The following is a 640-nucleotide window of genomic DNA, read 5'->3' as shown; positions in this document are numbered from 1 at the left end:
CCACCGGTATATAAACAAGGCTATTCGTCGGCAGCGTCAGATGTGTAGAAGAGACAGCGGTGAGGCAAACGGTAGGGGGACCACCCCCGATGCCCGGTCCCTCACCCCGGCCATACGTTGAATGGGAGCCCGGCAAAGGCGCCGGGCCAATTACCACCCACCACAGAATTTGAGGGAGCACTCCAATGCCTACACTCGCACAACAGCTCGTGCAGTTCCTGATGAGCCTGTTCAACGATCCTGACGCAGCCGAAGATTTTGTCCGCGACCCCGAAGCTGCCCTTGCCGCAGCCGGCCTCCGTGACGTCTCCTCGGCAGACGTCGATGCTGTTCGCCCCGTGGTCCTGGACTACGCACCGATCAACGCCCGTTCGTCGTTCGACCGTGAATACAACACCGGCGGCAACCACGGATCCACCGGCGGCGGAGACTGGGACGATGACCGTCCCAACGGCGGCGGTGGCGGCGGCGGACGCCCCGATCATGACGACGACGATCACGGTCAAGGTGGCGGCGGCGGTGGCGGCGGTGGACGCCCCGATCGTGACGATCACGACGACGACGATCACGGCCATGGTGGCGGCGGCGGTGGTGGTGGCTGGGATGGCCATGACGACGATGACGACCACGGTCACGGCGG

The 640-nt window shown here is 64.8% G+C and carries 1 protein-coding gene; it reads left to right on the top strand.

The features are described 5' to 3' along the window. Positions 1 to 185 precede the first annotated feature (185 nt). Positions 186 to 640 (top strand): IniB N-terminal domain-containing protein (locus GVL04_RS24090; RefSeq protein WP_200846951.1); only part of this gene is annotated, 455 nt, incomplete at its 3' end.

The organism is Arthrobacter sp. 18067, from assembly GCF_902706295.1.
In the GTDB taxonomy this organism is placed as follows: Bacteria; Actinomycetota; Actinomycetes; order Actinomycetales; family Micrococcaceae; genus Arthrobacter.
The sequence above is the reverse complement of the archived record's forward strand: the minus strand, read 5'-3'. Positions and strand labels throughout refer to the sequence as shown.